Below are 16,076 nucleotides of genomic sequence, written 5' to 3' on the forward strand. Positions count from 1 at the left end.
GCTGACCCCGGTGAATTTTCAAAGGGACGAAGGACCAAGATCATGACCATCACGACTAAGATCAAGACGATCACCCTGACCCTGGGCGCCGCCGCCACCGCTCTGGCGATGACCGCCGCGCCCGCCGCCCACGCCATGGACGAAAAGCTGGGCGGCGTCGTCGGCTGCAAGGCCTCGGGCAAGAAGCAGGAGATCGGCGCCGTCGTCGGGGCCCTCCTGGGCGCCGCGGCCGGCTCGAACCTGGCCAAGAACGACCAGCGGACGGGCACGGCCATCGGCGCTGTGGTCGGCGCGGGCGCCGGTTCGCTGGTCGGCTGCAAGATGCAGAAGACCGACGCGGCCCAGGAGGTCGGCGGGATCTACAAGTCGGGCGGCTACCGCTACGCCCAGACGGTCCAGGCCGCGCCGCTGGTGAAGATCGAGAAGAAGATGGTCGCCCGCTCGACCGTCAACCTGCGGGCCGCCGCCTCCACCCGGGGCGAACGCCTGGGCGCGGTGGAGTCGGGCACGACCTTCCAGGCCCTGGGCCGCACCGGTGACGGCAAGTGGATCCTGGTCGGCCAGGACGGCGTCGGCGTCGGCTACGTCTCCAGCGCCTACGTCTACCGGGCGTAAGGTTTGAGTTTCGGGGCGCGTCCGCTCCGTCCCTCAGGCCGCGCCTTTGAAGAGAGCCCGTCCGGTCCCCCATGACCGGGCGGGCTTTTTCGTGGGCGCATTCGTGGGCGCAGGTCAGGCCAGCGCGCTGACCCCGCCCAGCCAGGTCTGCCAGACCACCACCAGCGCCCAGTGCAGCAGCACCGCCGGCCAGACCGAACCGGTCACCCGCTTGGTCACCGCGCAGCCCAGCCCCAGCACCGCGCAGCACAGCAGGAAATCAGGCCGCAGGAACACCGGCGCGGCGTTGGGCAGGAAGGTCAGGGCCTCGACCACGTGCCACAGCACATAGAGGCCGGTGGCGCCCCCGACCTCGACCCACGGCCGCCGCCCCTCGCCCGGCCCCGGCGTCAGGACGGCGCGGAAGGGCAGCTCCTCGCCCAGGGCCGGGATCAGGATCACGGTGAGCACCCGCAGCGCCAGGCCCGGCTGGGTCGGGGTCAGGTGATAGAGGCCGGTCGAGAAGCCGATGATCGTCATGGTCGCCAGGGTGACGGCGGAGACCATCAGGCAGAACAGCCACTGCCGCGCGGTCGGCAGGGTGCGCAGGCTGGTGAGGAGGCGGTGGCGGTAGAGGTCCAAACTATGCGCCATCATCGCTTCCCGAACCTCAGCCAAGCTCCGTCATTCCCGCCCTGAATGATGGGATAGACCAGCGCTGGCAATGGGTCGGCGGCCGGCCCGGCAGCGGACATTGAAATCGGCTGTTCGGGGTGGGAAGGAGACCTTCGGCTTGGTGTGGTTGAACCGAGGAGGGCAATACTCTAGCCCTTCCGAACTTCCACTACTGGAAAACGGGGATGGCCGCGCCGGCGCGCACGTACATTCGGTTCGTCTGCTATCAGACGGTGGAATCTCAGCGGCAGCGGCTTGGACTGTTTCAAGCTCTCGATCATGCGCGAGAAAGCGATTTCGCGCCGGCATGGGCCCTCAAGGAAATCGGCGAGATCTATGGCTGGTTTAAGAAGAACCTAGCTGTGCCTGGACAGTTCTCGCGAGGGGGCTGGAAGGGTCGCGGTCAGCCGGGTCTATCCTGGTTCAAACCCGCAGCGACTGAGCATATCCGTCAGATGCATCGCCTGAAGTTGGCTCTGGAGGCCTGCGGAGTTCACGTCGATCTCCTGACAACGAGAGATCCGGGCGAAATCATTTGGCAAGATCAACATCAACTGGTCGCTGAGCCAGGCGCGCGCAAATTTTAGCGGTCGTCAGCGCGCACAAATCGGACGCGTTGGGAGGCCGCGACGGGTGGGGAGCTGTCCTCTGCCACCACTCAATAATTTCCGTCATTCCCGCCCTTGTGGCGGGAACCCCTCTATCCGCCGCAAGTGCAGGAGGGGCGGATCGCCAGCGATCCGCTTGCGTCTCACGTGTCAACTGAACCAGGGGGTCCCGCCACAAGGGCGGGAATGACGGGAGTTTGGGAAGTCAGAGTTGGGTCGCGAACTGTCTCCCACCTCCCCCCATAAAGCCGACCTTCCCGGCGAACGCCGGGATCCAGATCGAGCCCACCAGCATCTATCCAACAGACGCCGCGTGATGTCGCATCATCCCCAGCCGCCCCGGATGAATCTGGGCCCCGGCGTTCGCCGGGGAGGTCGGGTTCAGGAAACCCTCACGTCCGCCAGCGCAGCGTCTGGTCCTTGACCGGATTGACGAACGGCCGGCCCTCGCGGCGGCTCAAGTTCCATTCGCGCTTGCACTGGTGGTACCAGCGGGCCTGCTGGTCGGCGTCGCCCACCCACATCAGGGGCGGGTTGCACTTGAGGCCGGGCGTCTGGTTCTCGACGATCTTGCCGTCCTGGCGCAGGAAGGCGCGGGCGGCGATGCGGATGATCGGATAGAGCGCCGTAAACGCCCAGTGATCCGACCACATGATCTGGTTCATCCGGGTCTTGTGAGCGTTGATCGGGGTCATGGCCGACAGGGCCAGCACCTGCTTGTCGCCCACGGTCACATGCTCCCAGCGCAGGCCCGGCAGGCGGAAGGTGATCTCGGTCAGGGGCTCGCCGCCCAGGATGGCGTAGGCCTTGGAGTTCTTGGACGGCTCGTGCCGCACCATGGTGAAGCCGGCCTCGCTGGGCGCGAAGCACTTCTTCTTCTCGTGCTGGCTGGTCTTGGTGCGCCACCACCACTGCTGATGGACGTAAGGGCCGTGGGCCGGGTCGATCAGGCCCAGCACGGCGTGGTCGATATGGATGTCGTAGTCCAGATAATCGACCAGCTTCGGCTTGCCGCCCACCACGCCCGGGATCACCGGCGGCGGCTCGGGCGGCTCCCCGTCGAAGCGCGGGTTGGACGACATCCAGATCCACACCAGGCCCTGCGCCTCGACGGTGGGATAGCGGCGCACCCGCACCTTGGCGATGTCGAAGTCGCTGTCGGCGGTCAGGGACGGGATCGCGGTGCAGGCGCCGTCGGGTCCGAACCGCCAGCCGTGATAGGGGCACTCGACGCTGTCGGTCCCGTCGGCCTCGCGCACCAGGCGGCCGGCCGACAGGGCGGCGGCGCGGTGGGGACAGATGTCGCGGATGGCGTAGACTTCGCCGCCGCGCGTGCGGCCCAGCAGCACCGGCTCGCCCAGATACTCGCGCTTGGACTTGGTCCCCGGCTTCAGGTCCGGCGACATGGCCGCCACGTACCAGGCGTCCCAGACGAACCCCTCGCCGAACGTATCGGCGGGGGCGGGTCTGGCTTTCGCGGTGGAGGCGGCGTCGTCTGGCATGGTTGCCCTGAATGACTGAATTCGATTGCGGCTTTGCGACACTTTGAGTGGGTCACGCCGGCTCGGAAACACTGAAGTTTGCTGCAACCAAACACCGTGTCATCCCGGACGCCCCGCAGGGGCGATCCGGGACCCAGGGGCCCCGCCCTGTGCGGTCGCCCCTGGGTCCCGGCTCTCCGCTACGCTGCGGCCGGGATGACACCGCAATGAGCTTGAACTTCAGCCAGCCCGCCCCCCTACCGCGACCCCGCCGTCTCCACCAGGCGCTGATAGAAGCGCACCATGCGCTCGACATTGTCCAGGCTGATGTGCTCGTCGGTGCCGTGGATCACCTTGGTGCCGTCGACGGTCAGCACCAGCGGCTGGAAGCGGTAGACGTCGCTTGAGACCCCGCCCATGTAGCGGCTGTCGGTGCCGGCGGTGACGAGGCCCGGCACGACCGGGGCCTTGCTCTCGTCGGCGGCCAGGCCCGCCAGGGTCTTCCAGGCCTCGGACTCGGTCGACGACACGGCCGAAGGCTCGTTGCGGTTGCCCTGGAAGGCCAATTCGACGGGCAGGTCGCCGACCGCTTCCTTGGCCTTGGCCATCACCTTGTCGGAGCTGTCGCCCGGCGCGATGCGGTAGTTGATCCAGGCGGTGGCGTCCTGCGGCAGGACGTTCTCCTTGGGAGACCCCTTGAGCATCGTCGGCGCGATGGTGGTGTGCAGCATGGCCGCGCCCGCCGGGCTCTTGGCCGTGACGTTCACCAGCAGCGACGAGAATAGCCAGGTATTGGCCGCGAAGATCTTCACCACCGGCGAGGCGTGGGGCGCGATCGCCTTCAGCATGTCCGCGCCCGGCCCCTCGAACTTCATCGGGAAGGGGTTGTCGTGGATCGCCTGCACCGCCTTGGCCAGGGTGACCACGCCGCCGCCGTCCTTGGGCGGGGCCGAGGAGTGACCGCCGACGGCCGGGGCGGTGACCTTCAGGGTCGCATAGCCCTTCTCGGCCACGCCGACGATGGCCGCCGGCTTGCCGGTGACCGGATGGTCGGCGACCACCGCCATGCCCTCGTCCAGCACGAACTGAGCCTTGACGTTGCGCGACTTCAGAAGCGCCGCCGCCGCCCGGGCGCCCTCGCCACGCACCTCCTCGTCATGACCGCTGACGATGATGATGGTGCGGACCGGCTTGAAGCCGCCCGCCGCCACGCTCTCCAGCGCCTCGAAGATGGTGACCAGCGAGCCCTTGTCGTCGATCGCCCCGCGCCCCCAGACCTTGCCATTGGCGACGACGCCGGCGAAGGGCGGGTGGGTCCACTGCCCCTCGCTGCCGGGCGTGACCGGCACCACGTCCTGGTGGGCCATCAGCACGATCGGCGGCAGGGCCGGGTTCGAGCCGGTCCACGTGTAGACCAGGCCATGGCCGCCCACGACCTCGCGGGTCATGGCCTTGTGGGCCAGCGGATAGGTGGCCTGCAGCCAGGCGTGCAGCTTGTCCCACTCGGCCGGCTGGTCTTCGGCGCGGTCCTGGTGGCTGATGGTCTGGAAGCGGATGGCCTGCGCCAGGTGGTCCGCAGCCTTGGCCACGTCGACCGGCCGGGCCGGCGCCAGCCTGGCGGCGGCGGGATCGGCCTGGGCCGGCGCCTCGAATGTCGCGGTCCGCACCGCCACCACGGCGCTCACGGCCAGCACCAATCCCACGGCCGTCAGCGCGACCTTGCCCCCGATACCCATGGCACTCTCCCCGAACCTTTGACGGGGACTGTGCGACCGGCGAGCGCGGCTGGCAATCCTGCCCCTGCGGCGGCGACACGGCGAAAGTTATCCACAGGGCGGCGACGCAAGCGGGCTCAATCCCCGTTCCTTTTCAGATCAGATCCAGGAAATTCAGGGCCTTACAGAAAAACGCAGGTTTCTTATCCCCGCCCTTCGGCGTGACCTCATGCTGGCGCCATGACCCAGACGACCTCCGAGACCTGGTGCGCCCGGATACAGGCCAAGCTGATGGCGGCGATCGACGCCGCCTGGGCCATGATCGAGGCCAGCGACGACCCCGCCGTGCTCCGCAAGGCTCGCGACAAGGTGAAAGCGTGCGGCGAACTGGCCGCCAATGTCCGCAAGATCGCGGCGATGAGCGGGCAGAGACGGCCCGCGCCGCGGGCGGCGGCGGGATCGGCGCTGGACGCAGCGCTCGCCGCCGTCGCGACGGCTGCGCCAGCGTCGGATCCGCCGACTGAGCGAGGCTTGGATCGGTTGAGGCGCGGCGGACGCGGGCGATTGTAGGGGCACACCATCGACACAAATCCCTCTTCCAAAGGGAGAGGGAGGGGCCCGCCGCGAAGCGGTGGGAGGGTGAGGGGTTACGAGGTCTGACGGCGTGCCGGCGCTCCGTGGGACGCCGTACCCCCTCACCCCAACCCTCTCCCTCTGGGAGAGGGAGCATGGTCTCCGCCGTCACGGCCGCTGGGACAGTCCGGCTCGTGCGGCCCGCCAAGCTCCGCCAGACCAGCCCCTACTTCTTCGCGTCCTTGATCGCGTCCTTGATCTCGCCCTGCTTGAGGTTGCCGGCCACCTGGTCCTTCTGGCCTTCCTTCTTCAGGTCCTTGTCGCCGACGATCTCGCCGACGCCGGACTCGACCTTGCCGATCGTCTCCTGCTTGCGGCCGGCCTCCTTGTCGCAGGCGGCCAGAGCGCCGGTCGCGAAGAGGGCTACGAGGGACAGGGACAGGGTGCGCTTCATCGGACTCTCCATGGATTGTCCGGCTTGAACGCAAACGTGGCCGTAAGCGATCCGACGGGGCCCCATGAAACAGCGCCCCCTCCTGCCCCGCTCGCGGGGGAGGAGGGGGCGCTTTGGGCTTACCCCTACCGCGGCTTCCAGCCCTCGGCGATCAGGGCGATCTGGCGGTCCATCACCGCCGACATCTCCGTCGCGGCCAGATCACCGCCCTTGGCGGCCGCCATGCGGTAGTTCCAGGCGTAGGCGGCCTTCAGGGTGTCGACCAGCAGGCCAAGGTCGAGATCGGCCCGGACTTCGCCCTTGCGCACGCCGTCCTCCAGCACGTCGATCAGCATCTGGCTGAGACGTGGATTGAGGCCGTAGGGCGTGACGCCCGCTTCGTTGTTTGGATTGTAGGACGCGGCGATGTGAGCCAGGAACAGCTTCACGCGCCGGGTCTCGAACGCGTAGTGAATGGCGAAGATCGAGCACAGGCGATCGGAAGTGCTGCCCCGCAGGAACGGGATCACCCGGTCGAACTCGGCGTAGAGCTCGTCCAGGCGGTGGGTCATCACATGGCTGAGCACCTCCGCCTTGGAGGCGAAGGTGGTGAAGACGCTGCCGACCGAGACCCCCGCCCGCTCCGCGATGGCGCGGATGGTGGTCTCTTCATAGCCAACGTCGTTGAACAGGTCCCTGGCGGCGTCGAGAACCTTCTCGCGCGTCGCCGCCTTCTGCTCGTCTCTTACGCCCAAGCCCGCCCCCCTCGAACACGCCAGCGTCAATATGGAAATCGAAGGCGCTCCGCTCCCCCGAACGGAGCGCCTCCGTCTGGTCTTAAGCGCGGGCGCCCGCGAAGATGACCTTCAGTTGATCCGAAAGCCGCGCCAGCAGAGCCTCAACCGACCAGCCGTCGTAGACGGCGCGGCGGTAGTTGGCGACATACACGTCCCAAGTGATTTCAGCCAAGAGCTTGGCGTCGATATCCTTCTTGAGCTGACCTTCGTCGACAGCGCGCTGCAGGGTCACGCCGATCAGCTTGAAGATGTGCTTGATGTCGTTGCGGGCCCGGCGCTCGGCGACTTCCGAACGCGTCCACGACACCGAGATGCTGGCGCGCAGCAGCGGCAGTTGCTCCAGGTGGAAGCTGTAGGCCACGCCAAACAGGCCCAGCAGCGCCTCGTCCACCGTCTTGGCGGCGCGGGCGGCCTGGGTCATCTGGGCGTAGATGACCTCGTAGTCGGCGGTCAGGATTTCTTCGAACAGCTCCGACTTGTCGGCGAAGCTGGCGAACACCGCGCCGGTCGACATGCCGGCGGCCTGGGCGATGTCCCGGATGGTGGCGCCTTCATAGCCGCGCTCGCTGAACAGACGGCGGGCGGCGGCCAACACGCGCTCGCGCGTGCGCTGCTTGGCCAGCGCGCGGCGGGTCAGCTTCACCGGGGTCTCGGCGCCCTGTTCGATATTGACGGACACAAAGCTCATGCGGCGGCCTCCAGACGGGCGAGAGCCGCCTCGGCGCGCTTCTCGAACTCAACACAGTACTCATCGACGACGTTCTGAAGGACGTCGGCGTAACGGCGGGCCAACTCACGGCCGTCCTGCGCGGCGTCGCGCAGGTCGGTGATCAGTTGGCGAACTTCAGCCATGGCTTCTTCGCGATCGGACGCGGAGAGCGCGGCGGCGGTCGCTAGGCGAGCGCTCATGCGGTGGTCTCCTGTCCCCCGATTGGGTGGGTGAAAAGCGCTGAACAGACCGCAATGGGGGAGGGTGATCATGTTCAACGAACGCGCACTAAGAAAACGAAAGCGGGGCGTCTAACGCCAAGATGATAACGATGCAACCGCCAAATCGAACAGAACTCGACGAACGGCTGCGTTTAAGATGGGTACGCAATCGTTGTCAGCTAGTCACTGCGACAAATGCCCTCACCGAACAGGTTCGCCGAATTCGCTCATCGGACCTTGATCACTGATCAGGAATCCCCCGACCTCGCGGGACCGCGCCCTTATGGCTACGGTCGGTATGGCGCGGGGGCCGACCACGCCCTATTCTGAGAGGCATGTCGCACCTGTTTGACTTCCTCGTTCCCGCCGCGCTTCTGGCGGTTCTGATCGCCCTGGGGGCGGGCCTTTACGCCCTGTTTCGCGGGGGCGATTTCGGCCGCTCCTGGTCGAACAAGCTGATGCGGCTGCGCGTGCTCTTGCAGTTCATCGCCATCATCGTCCTGGTCGCCGCCGCCTTCTGGTGGCGGAAGGGCGCTTAACCTCTAGCTCTTTTCGGCGAACAGGAGTCCGCGACCGATGGTCACGCTGAACCGCATCTATACCCGCACCGGCGACGGCGGCTCGACCCGCCTGGCCACCGGGGCGCCGGTCAGCAAGGCCTCGCCACGCGTCGACGCCTATGGCGGGGTCGACGAGACCAACGCCGCGATCGGCCAGGCCCGCCAGCACACCGGAGCCGATCCGGTGCTGGACGCCATGCTGGAGCGGATTCAGAACGACCTCTTCGACCTGGGCGCGGATCTGGCCACCCCCGAGCAGCACGGCAAGCCCGAATGGGAGCCCCTGCGCGTGCTGGAAAGCCAGGTCGAACGGCTGGAGCGCGAGATCGACCAGCTGAACGGCGAGATGTCGCCGTTGACCTCGTTCGTCCTGCCCGCCGGCTCGCCGGCCGCCGCCGCCCTGCATGTGGCGCGCACGGTCTGCCGCCGCGCCGAGCGCGGTGTCGTGGCCCTGTCGGAGATGGACGGCGAGATCGTCGGCGTTCCGGCGATCAAGTATCTGAACCGCCTGTCGGACCTTCTGTTCGTCGCGGCCCGCTGGGCCAACGACAAGGGTCAGGCCGACGTGCTGTGGAAGCCGGGCGCGACGCGCTAGGGGGCCGTCCTCGCTCGGATCAGCGCCCCGCACTGACGACGGTCTAGGGTCTGGACCGCATTGCGGGCGGGAAAGCCCCGATCTCGCCCCGATATTGCAATGACTAAACCTCTCGTCATCCCGGAAGCCTCGAAGAGGCTATCCGGGACCCAGGGGCGAGCGATCGTGCGGTGGCCCCTGGGTCCCGGCGCTACAGCCCGCTACGCGGTCTTCCGGCCGGGATGACGAGAGAAAATGTTGCTGATTGAGGAGGAGCCCTAGGCTACTTCTTCTCGGGAGCCGCCGCAGCCGGAGCCGCCGCCGGAGCGGGCGCGGCCTTGGCCGGCGCGTCCGCGGTGGGCGCATCGGCGCGCTCGCCATTCAGCGGCGGGGTGCCGCGCGGACGGCGGGTCCAGGTCTCGATCGGATAGACCGTCGCGCACTTCATCCACTTGCCGGCCCAGGCGCCGCCGCTTTTCTCGCAGCGATCCTTCGGCCACACCCACATCGCGTGGTAGGCCAGCACGCTGGCGCTGGCCAACAGGAAGATACCGATGAAGATGTACTTCAGGCGGTTGATGGTCTTGTTCATGGCGGCCCCATATCGCTTTTCAGCGCTTAAGGGAATTGTCGCGAGGAGGCCCCCTGGCGACAGACGCCCGCAAAAATCGTACAACCGTTTGAAGCCCGGCGCGTTTTCAGCCTTACGCTTACGCCAAGGGAAACTTGCATTGCGGCGCCGAAACGCTAAGTCGGTGCCCGAGCAGGAGAAACACAAGCCTGGAGGCGGTGGAAACCGATGAAGGTCCTAGTCCCGGTTAAACGGGTGATCGATTATAACGTGAAGGCCCGCGTGAAGGCGGACCAGACGGGCGTCGACCTGGCGAACGTCAAGATGTCGATGAATCCTTTCTGTGAGATCGCGGTCGAAGAAGCCGTGCGTCTCAAGGAAAAGGGTGTGGCGACCGAGGTCGTCATCGTCAGCATCGGTCCGGCGCAGGCCCAGGAAACCATCCGTACGGCGCTGGCCATGGGCGGCGACCGCGGGGTGCTGATCACCACCGACGCCGATCCCGAGCCGCTGGCCGTGGCCAAGCTGCTGGCCGCCGTGGTGGCCGAGGAAAACCCGAACCTCGTCCTGATGGGCAAGCAGGCGATCGACGGCGACAACAACGCCGTGGGCCAGATGCTGTCGGCTCTGCTGGGCTGGCCGCAGGCGACCTATGCCTCGGCGCTCGAAGTCTCGGCCGCCAGCGCCAAGGTCACCCGCGAAGTCGACGGCGGCCTGCAGACGATCGACGTCGATCTGCCGGCCGTGGTCACCGCCGACCTGCGCCTGAACGAGCCGCGCTATGCGTCTCTGCCCAACATCATGAAGGCCAAGAAGAAGGAGATCGTCAGCAAGACGGTCGCCGACTACGGCGTCGACATCGCGCCGCGCCTGAAGGTCCTGAAGGTCACCGAGCCGCCGAAGCGCTCGGCCGGCATCAAGGTCGAGACGGCCGCTGACCTGGTTTCCAAGCTGAACACCGCGGGGGTGCTGTAATGGCTGTTCTCGTCGTCGCCGATAACGACAACGCGCTGCTGCGCGACGCCACCCACAAGACCGTCACCGCCGCCCTGAAGATCTCGGGCGACGTCGACGTGCTGGTGCTGGGCAAGGGCGCCAAGGCCGTGGCCGACGCCGCGGCCAAGATCGCCGGCGTCCGCAAGGTGCTGCTGGCCGAGTCCGACGCCCTGGGCCACGGCGTGGCCGAGGCTCAGGCCGACGCCGTGCTGGCCCTGGCCGGCAATTATGACGCGATCCTGGTTCCGGCCACCTCAGGCGGCAAGAACTACGCCCCGCGCGTCGCCGCCAAGCTGGACGTCGCCCCGATCTCGGACATCGTCGACGTGGTCGCCGCCGACACCTTCACGCGTCCGATCTACGCCGGCAACGCCCTGGAGACCGTTCAGTCGAGCGACTCCAAGAAGGTGATCACCGTGCGTCCGACCGCCTTCGCCGCCGCCGCTGAAGGCGGCTCGGCCTCGGTCGAGACCGTCGGCGGCGCCGACGCTGGCAAGACCCGCTTCGTCAGCGAAGAGATGGTCAAGTCCGACCGTCCGGAACTGGCCGCGGCCAAGATCGTCGTCTCGGGCGGTCGCGCCATGGGTTCGGCTGAAGAGTTCCAGCGCGTCATCGAGCCCCTCGCCGACAAGCTGGGCGCCGCCGTCGGCGCCTCGCGCGCGGCCGTCGACGCCGGCTACGCCCCGAACGACTATCAGGTCGGTCAGACGGGCAAGGTCGTGGCGCCGCAGCTCTATGTCGCCATCGGCATCTCGGGCGCGATCCAGCACCTGGCCGGCATGAAAGACTCCAAGGTGATCGTCGCGATCAACAAGGACGCCGACGCGCCGATCTTCCAGGTCGCCGACTTCGGCCTGGTCGCCGACTACAAGACCGCCGTGCCGGAACTGATGGACGCCCTGGCCGCCGTCGGCAAGTAAGCCACCGGTCGACAGACGCATAAACGCGAAAGGCCCGGAGGCGACTCCGGGCCTTTTTGCTGGACCCTAGACCTCGGAAGCCCTTTGCAACCTGTGCGGGCGCAGGTAGGAAACGACTTTAGTCGAGTTTCCAGGACCTCGGTCGCCTTGCCCAGATTCGCCGAATGGCTGGACCAGGATGTCACCACGGTGACGGCGCGCAGCCTCCCGACCCTGGGCGTGCGTCTGGTCATCTGCGCGGCGACGGCGCTGCTCTATGCGTTCGCGATCGACCTGAACGGCGGCCTGCTGTGGGGCCTGGCCGTGGCCAGCGCCGAGGCGGCGGTGTTCATCTGCAGCAGCCCCCAGCGCGCCGAGCGCAAGATCAGCCACGGCCAGCGCCTGGCCTATGTGGCGGCCGTCATCTGGATGAACATCGTCTGGTGGGCGTTGGCGATCATGCTGTGGCGTCAGGAGCACCCCGCCCTGCGGCTCTCGGCTCTCTGCGTGGTCTGCGCCTTCCTGGTTCACGCCCAGGCCTTCACGGCGCGCTCCAAGACCCTGCTGCTGATCATCGGCGGCGGGTCCGCGACGGTGTTGCTGGTGATGTGCGGCGTGATGAACGACTTCCCGCCCGCCGAGCGCCTGGTGCTATGCGCGTCGGTCCTGATCCTGCTGACCTATACGGCCAAGGCCGCCCAGACCAACGGTCAGCAGGGCCGCGCCCTGGAGCTGGCCAAGAGCCAGGCCGAGGCCGCCAGCCAGGCCAAGTCCGAGTTCCTGGCCTTGATGAGCCACGAGCTGCGCACGCCGCTGAACGGGATGCTGGGCCTGTCGCAGGCCCTGAAGCTGGAGCCGCTGGAGCCCGGTGAGCGCGAACAGGTCGAACTTCTGGAAGAGTCGGGCCGCACCCTGCTGGCCCTGCTCAACGACGTGCTCGACATGGCCAAGATCGAAGCCGGCAAGCTGGAGATCGCCCCCGCTCAGGAGGATCTTGGGCGACTGGCTGAGCGGGTCGTGCGGATCCACCAGGCTCAGGCGCGCGAGAAGGCGACGGAGATCACGCTGGACGTCGACCCGGCCCTGCCCCGCGCCCTGCTGTTCGATCCGCTGCGGGTGCGCCAATGCCTGGCCAACCTGGTCTCGAACGCGGTGAAGTTCACACCCGCCGGCCAGATCCGGGTCCGCGTCAGCTGCGAGGCGGGCGACGAGCCCGACCGGATGCTGGCCAAGATCGTCGTCTCCGACACCGGTGTCGGCATGAGTCCGACCGTGCTGGCCAGGATCTTCAAGCCGTTCGAGCAGGCCGACCCCACCGTCGCCCAGCGCACCGGCGGCACGGGCCTTGGCCTCAACATCACCCGGCGCCTGGCCCAGATGATGGGCGGCTCGGTCACCGTCCGCAGCACCGAAGGCAAGGGCTCGACCTTCACCCTGACCTTCGCGTGCGGCGTGCCGACCGTCACCGCCGTGCAGACCATCGCCGGTCTCGGCGGCGACAAACCACTCCGGTTGCTGGCGGTCGACGACTATGCGGTCAACCGCAAGGTCATCGCCATGATGCTGGGCCCGCTGGGCTGCGAGATCGTCGAGGCCGACGATGGCCGGCAGGCTCTCGATATCCTGGCCGAGCGCGAGGTCGACGTGGTGCTGCTGGACTTCAACATGCCCGTCATGGGCGGCCTGGAGGCGACGCGCCGCATCCGCGCCGACGATCGCTGGCGCAAGCTGCCGATCGTCTGCCTGACCGCCGGAATGATGGACGAGGAACGCGCCGCCGCGTCCGCTGCGGGCATGGACGCCTTCATCGAGAAGCCAATCGAGATGTCGACCCTGGTGACGACGATCACGCGGCTGGGGCGGCGCTGAGGCCCCGACGAAATAGCCCGGCGGAACGATCCGCCGGGCTATTTGTCTGTACGACGCTTGAAGGACGCTTAGTCCTTGGCGCGTTCCACGTAAGAGCCGTCTTCGGTCAGGATGACGACCTTGGTGCCGGCGGTGATATACGGCGGGACGGTGGTCTTGACGCCGTTGCTGAGCACGGCCGGCTTGTAGGACGACGACGCGGTCTGGCCCTTCACCGACGGTTCGGTGTCGACGATCTCGAGGACCACCGTGCGCGGCAGGTCGATGGCGATCGGCACGTCGTTGTGGGTCGACAGGATGACGGTCATGCCTTCCTGCAGGTAGGGCGCGGCGTCGCCGATCACTTCTTCGGTGGCCACGAGCTGGTCGTAGGTTTCCGGGTTCATGAAGTGGTAGCCGTCACCGTCGCTGTACAGGAAGGTGTGGTTGCGGTCGTCGACGAAGGCGCGCTCGACCTGCTCGGTCGTGCGATAGCGCTCCGAAACCTTCACGCCGTCCGAGATGCGGCGCATGTTCAGCTGGGTCACCGGGGTGCCCTTGCCGGGGTGGATGTTTTCGGCGCTCAGGACGACATAGAGCTTGCCGTCCATGTCGACGACAGAGCCTTTGCGGAGCGAGCTGGCTGCGACCTTCACGTAGTTACGTTCCTTGGATGAAAGCGCGCGCGAGGCCGCGGGCGCGTTCGTGCTATTGATCCGTGAGCGCCCTCGTATAGCGAAAGGGCCGAAATCTCCAGCCTCTTCGGTTTTGCAGCCTTGTCCCTAGCTTCCTCCACCTGGTGGCGCGCCAGCGTCCACGCCGACCGCCGGCCGTTCCTGCTGGCCCGCAACCGCATCACCAAGGCCTTCCGCGCCTGGTTCGAGGCGGAAGGCTTCGAGGAGGTCGAGGCTGCGGCCCTGCAGGTCTCGCCCGGCAACGAGGCGCATCTGCACGCCTTCGCCACGCAGGCCCTGACCATCGCGGGCGAGGCCAGTCCGCTCTATCTGCACACCTCGCCGGAGTTCGCCTGCAAGAAGCTCTTGGCGGCCGGCGAGGAGAAGATCTTCAGCCTGGGCAAGGTGTGGCGCAATCGCGAGCGCGGGCCGCTGCACCATCCAGAGTTCACCATGCTGGAATGGTACCGGGCCGGCGCCCCCTACCAGACCCTGATGGAAGACTGCGCGAGCCTGCTGGCCCTGGCCGCGCAGACGGCGGGAACGACGCGCTTCGAGTTCCGGGGCATGTCCTGCGATCCGTTCGCCGCACCGGAGCGCCTGTCGGTGGCCGAGGCTTTTCAGCGGCACGCGGGGGTCGACCTGCTGGCCAGCGTAGCGAATGACGGCTCGACCGACCGCGACGCCCTGGCGGACGAAGCCCGCAAGGCGGCAATTCGCGTCGCCGAGGACGACAGCTGGGCCGACATCTTCAGCCGCATCATCGTCGAGAAGGTCGAGCCGCGCCTGGGCGAAGGCCGGGCGACCATCCTCTGCGAATACCCGATCAGCGAGGCCGCCCTGGCCCGCCCCAAGGACGCCGACCCGCGCGTGGCCGAACGCTTCGAGCTCTATGCCTGCGGGGTGGAGTTGGCCAACGCCTTTGGCGAACTGACCGACCCTGTCGAGCAGCGCCGCCGGTTCCTGATCGAGATGGATGAGAAGGCGCGGATCTACGGCGAGCGCTACCCGATCGACGAGGACTTCCTGGCGGCGCTGGAGCACATGCCGCAGGCGTCCGGCTCGGCGCTGGGCTTCGACCGGCTGGTGCTGCTGGCCACCGGCGCGCGGCGGATCGAGGACGTGGTCTGGACGCCGGTGGCGGACTGAGACTCGCGCCGAAAATTTTGCATACCCCTCTTGCGAATTGCACGCGTTCGCACAAAATGCAGACAGCGGGCCGGGCCCCTCTGACGATTTCGACGCCCCCACGTCGAACGTGATGTCGGACCGCATCGGGTGCGCTCGATGTCGGGTCCTGGCGGCTTACCCTCTCGCCATCCCCTCTCCCGCCGTCGGGCGCGCCCCTTCTGAACAGAGGAGCTGGCGCTTGCCCCTTTTGACCGCCCGACAGATTCGCGCCGAGATCGCGCGGCTGACATTGACCTTGCACGAAGAAGCCCGGAAGCCCGAGCCGGATCGCAGCCTGATGCGGCTGTGGGACCTGCGTCGCGAACGCCTGAAGGAACAGCTCTGGACGGCGGAGATGAACGCCACCGCCGCACGGTGGCGGTGATACTCGCGCCCGGACCTGACGACCGCCGTCAGCAGATCGACGCCCTGGTCGCCGCCTGCGTGCTGATCGCCCAGGTCGACGGGGCGGTGACGCCCGACGAGCGCAGCCGCATGGTCGAGCGCCTGAAGTCGCAGCCCTTGCTGGAAGGGCTGGAGCTGGAGACCGCGCTGCAAGCCTTCGAGGCCCTGGACGCCCGCTTCGACGCCCGGCCCGAGGAGACCTGGGTCGAGGCCGAGATGATGATCCGCCGCCTGAAGGGGCGCGCCGAAGCCGAGGCCGTGGCCTCCGCCGCCGTGGCGGTCTCGATCGACGGGGGACTGGAAGCCGAGGAACGCACGGCCGTGCTCGACATCTGCGCCTGGCTGGACGTCAGCCCCCTACGGGTTCTGCCGTAGAGGCCGAATTCAATCCGCACTGATCATTTTCTGGTGTCATCCCGGCCGGACCCCGGCCTTGAGCCGGGGGGAGAGCCGGGGCCCAGGGGGGTGAAGGCGCGCGGCGCTTGCGGCCCCTGGATCCCGGATAGCCTCTACGAGGCTTCCGGGACGACAAGAGGTTTGGTTCTTGCCGTACCCGCGGACTTTGTCGCCGTC

Annotated in this window: 18 protein-coding genes and 5 pseudogenes; 11 read left to right on the forward strand and 12 right to left on the reverse strand. The window is 67.5% G+C overall.

Annotated elements, in window-relative coordinates; translation table 11 throughout:
* Positions 1-42: 42 nt before the first annotated feature.
* Positions 43-615: an SH3 domain-containing protein gene (locus tag CSW63_RS19630; RefSeq protein WP_168193695.1), complete on the forward strand. Its 573-nt coding sequence runs from the start codon at positions 43-45 to the stop codon at positions 613-615.
* Between the two features lie 114 nt (positions 616-729).
* Here CSW63_RS19630 and CSW63_RS19635 read toward each other — a convergent pair whose 3' ends face one another.
* Positions 730-1,251, reverse strand: a complete 522-nt coding sequence (locus CSW63_RS19635) for a type II CAAX prenyl endopeptidase Rce1 family protein (RefSeq protein ID WP_062094209.1) — start codon at positions 1,249-1,251, stop codon at positions 730-732.
* Between the two features lie 203 nt (positions 1,252-1,454).
* On the opposite strand from CSW63_RS19635, the gene CSW63_RS19640 reads away from it, so the two are divergent.
* On the forward strand, positions 1,455-1,856 hold the full coding sequence (locus CSW63_RS19640; RefSeq protein WP_062094210.1) for a hypothetical protein: 402 nt from the start codon (positions 1,455-1,457) through the stop codon (positions 1,854-1,856).
* 413 nt (positions 1,857-2,269) lie between these two features.
* Here the strand turns inward: CSW63_RS19640 and CSW63_RS19645 are convergent, their stop codons facing one another.
* From CSW63_RS19645 to CSW63_RS19650, 3 genes and pseudogenes are all read right to left on the reverse strand, one after another.
* Positions 2,270-3,379, reverse strand: a complete 1,110-nt coding sequence (locus CSW63_RS19645) for an aromatic ring-hydroxylating dioxygenase subunit alpha (protein WP_062094211.1) — start codon at positions 3,377-3,379, stop codon at positions 2,270-2,272.
* A gap of 89 nt (positions 3,380-3,468) precedes the next feature.
* Positions 3,469-3,586: pseudogene (locus CSW63_RS23465) on the reverse strand (hypothetical protein); the annotation flags it as partial.
* Between the two features lie 29 nt (positions 3,587-3,615).
* Positions 3,616-5,094 carry a M20 family peptidase gene (locus CSW63_RS19650; protein ID WP_062094212.1) on the reverse strand — a complete coding sequence of 493 codons (1,479 nt, stop codon included), beginning with the start codon at positions 5,092-5,094 and terminating at the stop codon, positions 3,616-3,618.
* 219 nt (positions 5,095-5,313) lie between these two features.
* Between CSW63_RS19650 and CSW63_RS23925 the strand changes: the two are divergent.
* Positions 5,314-5,520: pseudogene (locus tag CSW63_RS23925) on the forward strand (hypothetical protein); the annotation flags it as partial.
* Between the two features lie 141 nt (positions 5,521-5,661).
* Here CSW63_RS23925 and CSW63_RS23930 read toward each other — a convergent pair.
* The 6 genes and pseudogenes from CSW63_RS23930 to CSW63_RS19680 form a co-directional block, all read right to left on the reverse strand.
* Positions 5,662-5,772, reverse strand: a pseudogene (locus tag CSW63_RS23930) (hypothetical protein); the annotation flags it as partial.
* A 100-nt stretch (positions 5,773-5,872) separates the two neighbouring features.
* The gene (locus CSW63_RS19660) at positions 5,873-6,100 is read right to left on the reverse strand and encodes a CsbD family protein (protein ID WP_062094214.1); all 228 of its coding nucleotides are present in this window, start codon (positions 6,098-6,100) and stop codon (positions 5,873-5,875) included.
* Between the two features lie 125 nt (positions 6,101-6,225).
* Positions 6,226-6,834 carry a TetR/AcrR family transcriptional regulator gene (locus tag CSW63_RS19665; protein ID WP_099503061.1) on the reverse strand — a complete coding sequence of 203 codons (609 nt, stop codon included), beginning with the start codon at positions 6,832-6,834 and terminating at the stop codon, positions 6,226-6,228.
* Between the two features lie 82 nt (positions 6,835-6,916).
* Positions 6,917-7,564 (reverse strand): TetR/AcrR family transcriptional regulator, encoded by a 648-nt coding sequence (locus CSW63_RS19670; protein WP_062094216.1) that lies wholly within the window; start codon positions 7,562-7,564, stop codon positions 6,917-6,919.
* Positions 7,561-7,785: a hypothetical protein gene (locus CSW63_RS19675; protein ID WP_062094217.1), complete on the reverse strand. Its 225-nt coding sequence runs from the start codon at positions 7,783-7,785 to the stop codon at positions 7,561-7,563. The genes CSW63_RS19670 and CSW63_RS19675 overlap by 4 nt, the downstream gene beginning before the upstream one ends.
* Positions 7,721-7,857, reverse strand: a pseudogene (locus tag CSW63_RS19680) (hypothetical protein). Before CSW63_RS19680 ends, CSW63_RS19675 begins: the two are co-directional and overlap by 65 nt.
* A gap of 284 nt (positions 7,858-8,141) precedes the next feature.
* Here CSW63_RS19680 and CSW63_RS19685 point away from each other — a divergent pair.
* Both CSW63_RS19685 and CSW63_RS19690 read left to right on the forward strand, forming a co-directional pair.
* A complete protein-coding gene (locus CSW63_RS19685; RefSeq protein WP_062094218.1) occupies positions 8,142-8,345 on the forward strand; it encodes a twin transmembrane helix small protein in 204 nt (67 codons plus the stop codon).
* A 37-nt stretch (positions 8,346-8,382) separates the two neighbouring features.
* Positions 8,383-8,961 (forward strand): cob(I)yrinic acid a,c-diamide adenosyltransferase, encoded by a 579-nt coding sequence (locus tag CSW63_RS19690; RefSeq protein WP_062094219.1) that lies wholly within the window; start codon positions 8,383-8,385, stop codon positions 8,959-8,961.
* Positions 8,962-9,223: 262 nt separating this feature from the next.
* On the opposite strand, the gene CSW63_RS19695 is transcribed toward CSW63_RS19690, so the two are convergent.
* Complete coding sequence (locus CSW63_RS19695; protein WP_062094220.1) at positions 9,224-9,532, reverse strand: hypothetical protein; 309 nt, start codon at positions 9,530-9,532, stop codon at positions 9,224-9,226.
* A gap of 207 nt (positions 9,533-9,739) precedes the next feature.
* Here CSW63_RS19695 and CSW63_RS19700 point away from each other — a divergent pair, with 207 nt between their 5' ends.
* From CSW63_RS19700 to CSW63_RS19710, 3 genes are all read left to right on the forward strand, one after another.
* The gene (locus CSW63_RS19700) at positions 9,740-10,486 is read left to right on the forward strand and encodes an electron transfer flavoprotein subunit beta/FixA family protein (RefSeq protein WP_062094221.1); all 747 of its coding nucleotides are present in this window, start codon (positions 9,740-9,742) and stop codon (positions 10,484-10,486) included.
* Positions 10,486-11,427, forward strand: a complete 942-nt coding sequence (locus tag CSW63_RS19705; protein ID WP_099503059.1) for an electron transfer flavoprotein subunit alpha/FixB family protein — start codon at positions 10,486-10,488, stop codon at positions 11,425-11,427. The genes CSW63_RS19700 and CSW63_RS19705 overlap by 1 nt, the downstream gene beginning before the upstream one ends.
* 147 nt (positions 11,428-11,574) lie before the next feature.
* Complete coding sequence (locus CSW63_RS19710; RefSeq protein ID WP_062094235.1) at positions 11,575-13,275, forward strand: ATP-binding protein; 1,701 nt, start codon at positions 11,575-11,577, stop codon at positions 13,273-13,275.
* A gap of 68 nt (positions 13,276-13,343) precedes the next feature.
* Here CSW63_RS19710 and efp read toward each other — a convergent pair whose 3' ends face one another.
* The gene (gene efp / locus CSW63_RS19715; protein ID WP_062094234.1) at positions 13,344-13,910 is read right to left on the reverse strand and encodes an elongation factor P; all 567 of its coding nucleotides are present in this window, start codon (positions 13,908-13,910) and stop codon (positions 13,344-13,346) included.
* Positions 13,911-14,030: 120 nt separating this feature from the next.
* Here efp and epmA point away from each other — a divergent pair, with 120 nt between their 5' ends.
* The 3 genes and pseudogenes from epmA to CSW63_RS19730 all read left to right on the forward strand — a co-directional run bounded on the left by epmA (position 14,031) and on the right by CSW63_RS19730 (position 15,878).
* Complete coding sequence (gene epmA, locus CSW63_RS19720; protein WP_062094233.1) at positions 14,031-15,077, forward strand: EF-P lysine aminoacylase EpmA; 1,047 nt, start codon at positions 14,031-14,033, stop codon at positions 15,075-15,077.
* A 129-nt stretch (positions 15,078-15,206) separates the two neighbouring features.
* A pseudogene (locus tag CSW63_RS19725) lies at positions 15,207-15,483 on the forward strand (hypothetical protein).
* The gene (locus tag CSW63_RS19730) at positions 15,441-15,878 is read left to right on the forward strand and encodes a TerB family tellurite resistance protein (RefSeq protein WP_062094239.1); all 438 of its coding nucleotides are present in this window, start codon (positions 15,441-15,443) and stop codon (positions 15,876-15,878) included. Before CSW63_RS19725 ends, CSW63_RS19730 begins: the two are co-directional and overlap by 43 nt.
* Positions 15,879-16,076 lie beyond the last annotated feature (198 nt).

Origin of the sequence: Caulobacter sp. FWC26, from assembly GCF_002742645.2 — a bacterium.
Taxonomy (GTDB): Bacteria; Pseudomonadota; Alphaproteobacteria; order Caulobacterales; family Caulobacteraceae; genus Caulobacter.

Coding starts and splice junctions, on each gene's coding strand:
- CSW63_RS19705 (WP_099503059.1), top strand. CDS start 10,486: ATGGCTGTTCTCGTCGTCGCCGATAACGACAACGCGCTGCTGCGCGAC.
- CSW63_RS19660 (WP_062094214.1), bottom strand. CDS start 6,100: ATGAAGCGCACCCTGTCCCTGTCCCTCGTAGCCCTCTTCGCGACCGGC.
- CSW63_RS19690 (WP_062094219.1), top strand. CDS start 8,383: ATGGTCACGCTGAACCGCATCTATACCCGCACCGGCGACGGCGGCTCG.
- CSW63_RS19640 (WP_062094210.1), top strand. CDS start 1,455: ATGGCCGCGCCGGCGCGCACGTACATTCGGTTCGTCTGCTATCAGACG.
- CSW63_RS19700 (WP_062094221.1), top strand. CDS start 9,740: ATGAAGGTCCTAGTCCCGGTTAAACGGGTGATCGATTATAACGTGAAG.
- CSW63_RS19695 (WP_062094220.1), bottom strand. CDS start 9,532: ATGAACAAGACCATCAACCGCCTGAAGTACATCTTCATCGGTATCTTC.
- CSW63_RS19635 (WP_062094209.1), bottom strand. CDS start 1,251: ATGATGGCGCATAGTTTGGACCTCTACCGCCACCGCCTCCTCACCAGC.
- CSW63_RS19645 (WP_062094211.1), bottom strand. CDS start 3,379: ATGCCAGACGACGCCGCCTCCACCGCGAAAGCCAGACCCGCCCCCGCC.
- CSW63_RS19670 (WP_062094216.1), bottom strand. CDS start 7,564: ATGAGCTTTGTGTCCGTCAATATCGAACAGGGCGCCGAGACCCCGGTG.
- CSW63_RS19675 (WP_062094217.1), bottom strand. CDS start 7,785: ATGAGCGCTCGCCTAGCGACCGCCGCCGCGCTCTCCGCGTCCGATCGC.
- CSW63_RS19650 (WP_062094212.1), bottom strand. CDS start 5,094: ATGGGTATCGGGGGCAAGGTCGCGCTGACGGCCGTGGGATTGGTGCTG.
- CSW63_RS19630 (WP_168193695.1), top strand. CDS start 43: ATGACCATCACGACTAAGATCAAGACGATCACCCTGACCCTGGGCGCC.
- CSW63_RS19685 (WP_062094218.1), top strand. CDS start 8,142: ATGTCGCACCTGTTTGACTTCCTCGTTCCCGCCGCGCTTCTGGCGGTT.